This window comes from Microbacterium umsixpiens (assembly GCF_053543675.1).
The window spans coordinates 1-4,085 of the sequence record NZ_JBLVOH010000128.1 but is presented as its reverse complement, the minus strand read 5'-3'; the positions used below and the strand labels follow the sequence as shown (position 1 = coordinate 4,085).

The 4,085-nt window shown below is 67.6% G+C and carries 6 protein-coding genes; 4 read left to right on the top strand and 2 right to left on the bottom strand.

What is annotated here, in order from left to right; translation table 11 throughout:
* Nucleotides 1-13 precede the first annotated feature (13 nt).
* Together ACNPM4_RS12850 and ACNPM4_RS12845 are read right to left on the bottom strand one after the other, a co-directional pair.
* Complete coding sequence (locus ACNPM4_RS12850) at nt 14-1,684, bottom strand: MDR family MFS transporter (RefSeq protein WP_448985928.1); 1,671 nt, start codon at nt 1,682-1,684, stop codon at nt 14-16.
* The gene (locus tag ACNPM4_RS12845) at nt 1,685-2,296 is read right to left on the bottom strand and encodes a TetR/AcrR family transcriptional regulator (protein ID WP_091035187.1); all 612 of its coding nucleotides are present in this window, start codon (nt 2,294-2,296) and stop codon (nt 1,685-1,687) included.
* A gap of 175 nt (nt 2,297-2,471) precedes the next feature.
* On the opposite strand from ACNPM4_RS12845, the gene ACNPM4_RS12840 reads away from it, so the two are divergent.
* From ACNPM4_RS12840 to ACNPM4_RS12825, 4 genes are read left to right on the top strand one after another with little or no spacing between them, the layout of a single operon-like run.
* A complete protein-coding gene (locus ACNPM4_RS12840) occupies nt 2,472-2,915 on the top strand; it encodes an Asp23/Gls24 family envelope stress response protein (protein WP_244176020.1) in 444 nt (147 codons plus the stop codon).
* A complete protein-coding gene (locus ACNPM4_RS12835) occupies nt 2,912-3,103 on the top strand; it encodes a DUF2273 domain-containing protein (protein WP_448985927.1) in 192 nt (63 codons plus the stop codon). The genes ACNPM4_RS12840 and ACNPM4_RS12835 overlap by 4 nt, the downstream gene beginning before the upstream one ends.
* On the top strand, nt 3,100-3,447 hold the full coding sequence (locus ACNPM4_RS12830) for a hypothetical protein (RefSeq protein ID WP_091035184.1): 348 nt from the start codon (nt 3,100-3,102) through the stop codon (nt 3,445-3,447). The genes ACNPM4_RS12835 and ACNPM4_RS12830 overlap by 4 nt, the downstream gene beginning before the upstream one ends.
* On the top strand, nt 3,444-4,010 hold the full coding sequence (locus ACNPM4_RS12825; RefSeq protein ID WP_448985926.1) for a hypothetical protein: 567 nt from the start codon (nt 3,444-3,446) through the stop codon (nt 4,008-4,010). The genes ACNPM4_RS12830 and ACNPM4_RS12825 overlap by 4 nt, the downstream gene beginning before the upstream one ends.
* Nucleotides 4,011-4,085: the final 75 nt, after the last annotated feature.

Sequence of the window (4,085 nt, the reverse complement as noted above, 5' to 3'; positions counted from 1 at the left end):
GGCCGCGAGGATGTCAGCGGACCGTCGGTGTGGAACCTGTGGCGGTCGGCCCGGCATCCGCCGTTGCGAGATCGTCCGGATGGGCGATGCCCCGCTGCTCGGCTTCCATGCGCTCCGCTTCCTCACCGCTGATCGCCTCGCCGCGGGCGACGAGTCCGGCCTGATCGGACAGCGGGATCTGCTTGAGGAACAGCGACAGCACGAGTGCGAGTGCGATGAAGGGTACGAGGTACCAGAACACCGGCGCCAGAGCGTCCGCGTACGCAGTGACGATGCCGTCGCGCACCTCGTCGGGGAGGGTGTTCAGCGTCGCGGGGTCGATCGTGGACGCGGCCTGGGACGCGGCATCCGGCGAGGCGCCGGCCCCGGCGAAGACCCCGGTGAGGTTCTCGGTCAGGCGCGTGGTGAAGATCGTGCCGAACACGGCGGTTCCCAGCGACGCGCCCACCTCGCGGAAGTAGTTGTTCGTGCTGGTGGCGGTGCCGAGCTCGCCCGCGGGGACCGCGTTCTGCACGACCAGGACGACGACCTGCATGATGAGGCCGAGCCCGGCGCCGAACACGAACAGGAACGTGCAGATCAACCAGATCGGTGTGGAGGCCGACAGGGTGGTCATCGAGATCATCGCGATGCCGGTGATGATCGTGCCAAGGATCGGATAGATCTTGTACTTGCCGGTCTTGGAGATCGCGATGCCCGAGAAGATCGACGTGCCCATCAGGCCCACCATCATCGGGATCATCAGCAGACCGGATTCCGCCGCCGAGGTGCCGGACGACATCTGCAGGAAGGTCGGCACGAAGCCGATCGCCGCGAACATGCCGATTCCGAGCACCAGACCGATCGCGGTCGCGTTCACGAAGATCGGGTTGCGGAAGAGGCTGAGCGGGATGATCGGGTCCTTGACCCGCGATTCCGTGATGACGAAGGCCGTGGCTGCGACGATCAGGCCGGCGCCCCAGGCCCAGGTGGCCAGCGAATCCCAGCCGAACTCCTTGTCGCCGCCGAAGTCGGTGAAGAAGATCAGGCAGGTGGTCGCGATCGAGAGGAAGATGACGCCGAAGATGTCGATCGGCTTCTCGGCCTTCTTGCTCGGCAGCTTCAGCGCGACCAGAGCGATGATGAACGCGGCGATGCCGACGGGGATGTTGATGTAGAACGCCCACTGCCAGGTCAGGTGGTCGACGAAGTAGCCGCCGAGGAGCGGCCCCGCGACGGCCGACAGGCCGAACACGGCGCCGAGCGGGCCCATGTACTTGCCGCGCTCGTTGGCCGGCACGATGTCGGCGATGATCGCCTGCGACAGGATCATCAGGCCGCCGCCGCCGAGGCCCTGCAGGGCGCGGAAGACGACGAACATCCAGAAGTCGGTGGCGAAGGCGCAGCCGACCGAGGCCAGGGTGAACAGCGCGATGGCGACCAGGAACAGGTTGCGTCGGCCGAGGACGTCACCGAACTTGCCGTAGATCGGCATCACGATGGTCGTGGCGAGCAGGTAGGCGGTGGTGATCCAGACCTGGTGGTCGACGCCGCCGAGCTGCCCGACGATGGTCGGCATGGCGGTCGAGACGATGGTCTGATCGAGGCTGGAGAGCAGCATGCCCGCGATGAGGGCGCTGAAGATGATCCAGATGCGGCGCTTCGTGAGCAGGAAGGGCGCATCCTTCGTGGCGGTGGCGGACATTCAGAGGTCTTTCTGTGACGGTGCGTAGAGCGAGCGGGCGAGGTCGAGACGTCGCGTGATGAGGTCGCTGAACGGCTCGGTGGACTGGTGGTGCAGGAGCTGGTCCATGCTCATCCGCACGAGCGCGCCGACGGTGTGCACGATCACCTCGGCGCGGAGTTCGGCGTCGGCGTCGTCTCCGGTGCGGCGGACGATCAGCCCCATGTCGCGACGCTCGTTCTTGGCGAGCTGCTCGAACGCGGCCTTGAGCAGACGCGGCTCCTGCTCGATCACGGCGAACATCGCCGGAGCATCCTCGACCGGGTTGAACAGCTCGAAGCGGCGGATCGTCAGCTGAATGAAGTCGTCGAGCAGGTCGCCGTGCTGAGAGGCGAACTCCTCTTCGAGGGCCTCCTGGCGCGAGTCGATGGTGGCGAACCCGAAGACCGCGTTCTCCTTGCTCTCGAAATAGTTGAAGAAGGTGCGTCGGGACACGCCCACCTCGGCGCACAGCTCTTCGATGGTGAAACCCGCGAAGCCCTGCTCCGTCGTCAGTCGGCGGGCGGCATCGGTGAGTGCGCGGGACGTCTCGCGCTTGCGCTGCTCCCGCAATGAATCTGCACTGTCGCTCATGGAGTGCAATATTGCACTCTCTTCCTTGGAGTGCACTGTGAGCGTCGACTCGAGCGGAGACGGAAAAGTTCCGACGAATCTGTGACGTTCTCCGCCCGGCATCCGTCCTAGTGGTGTCGCTGAACGGCGACCCGCGCTCCGCAGGGGGACGGATACACGGATGAAGGAGCTCGAGATGGCGAACGTGACCGGCAGTACTCAGCCCAAGACCCAGATCGTCGCACCGCAGCGGGGGGCTGCTGCGGGCAAGACCACGATCGAGGATGCGGTGGTGGCGAAGATCGCCGGCATCGCCGCTCGCGAGGTCAGCGGCGTCTACGCACTCGGCGGTGGCGCCGCACGCATGGTGGGCGCCATCCGTGAAGCACTGAACACGGCCGATCTCTCGCAGGGGATCAGCGTCGAGGTGGGCGAGACGCAGGTCGCGGTCGACGTGACGATCGTCGCCGAGTACCCGGTCTCGCTGCAGAAGGTGGCGGACGACGTCCGCGCCGCCATTCACCGCGCCATGGTGGAACTGGTGGGCATGGAGGTCGCCGAGGTCAACGTGACCGTCAACGACGTGCACATCCCCTCCGATGACGAGGGCGACGGCACGCAGGAGACGCGAGTCCAGTGACCGCGTCGGTGATCGGAGCGGCGGCCGCGGCTGCTCTCACGCTGACCTGGATCGCCCTCGGCTTCTGGGCGTTCCTGCTCGTGGCCCTGGCGATGCTGGTGGGCGCGGTCGTCGGCCGCATCATCGACGGTCGACTCGACGTGCGCGCGCTCGCCGAGGTCTTCCGCGGCCGGCGCTCCTCCTCATGACGGCCGACCGCTCACCCCTGGCGGAGGCAGGTGCCGTCCTGGGGACGACGACCTTCACCGCCCGCGCGCTGCAACGGCTCGCCGTGGGCATCGCGCACGATGTCGCCCGGGTCTCGGCTCGCGACGTCGGGGTGCAGCTGTCGGACGATCACGGTGCACTGCGGATCGCGGTCACCGTGCCCGTGGCCGTGGCATCGACGCGTCGAACGGACCTGGTCGCCGGTGGGGAGGACCTCCGCACCGGTCTGATCGAGGGCATGCGAGAACTGGCCGGCCGTGAGGTCGGCACCGTGGACGTCCGGTACTCGGGCGTCCACCGGAGTACGGAGAGGAGAGTGCGATGACGAACGAACAGGCGACGTATCGCCGCGTCCTGCGTCGCGAGACGCACACGTCCCGCACGGTCGCGGCGATGGTGGTCGCATCCATCGGTGCCCTGCTCCTGATCGCGCTGCTCGCCGGCGCCGTGTGGTGGCTCGTCGACGGCGGTTTCCGTGACGCGGCAGCGCGCCCGCTCGAGGATATCTCCGTCGGGGTGCAGCAGCCGCCGGTGCTGTTCGCCGTGGGTGGGGTGCTCACGGCTCTCGCCGTGGTGCTCCTCGCGCTCGCACTGCTGCCCGGACGACGGGCACGGCGGGCACGCCTCACCGAACGGACCGCGCTACTCGTGGACGACGGTGTGATCGCCGACTCGATCGCCGCGGCGGTCGCCCGTCGTGCCGGCGTCGAACGCAGCCGGGTGGCCGTCTTCGTGGGCCGGCGCACAGTCGAAGTCCGCATCACTCCGACCAGCGGCGTCTTCGTCCGGGTGGCCGACGCCGAGGACGCAGCGAACGACATCCTCGCGGGGATCGGCTTCTCGGCCACCCCGCGCGTCATCGTCGAACCGAACGGAGTGGTCGCATGAACGCGACGAACCGATTCGTGAACCGCAGCGTGCTCTTCCTCGTGGGTGCGGCGCTTCTGATCGCCGGAGTCGTGG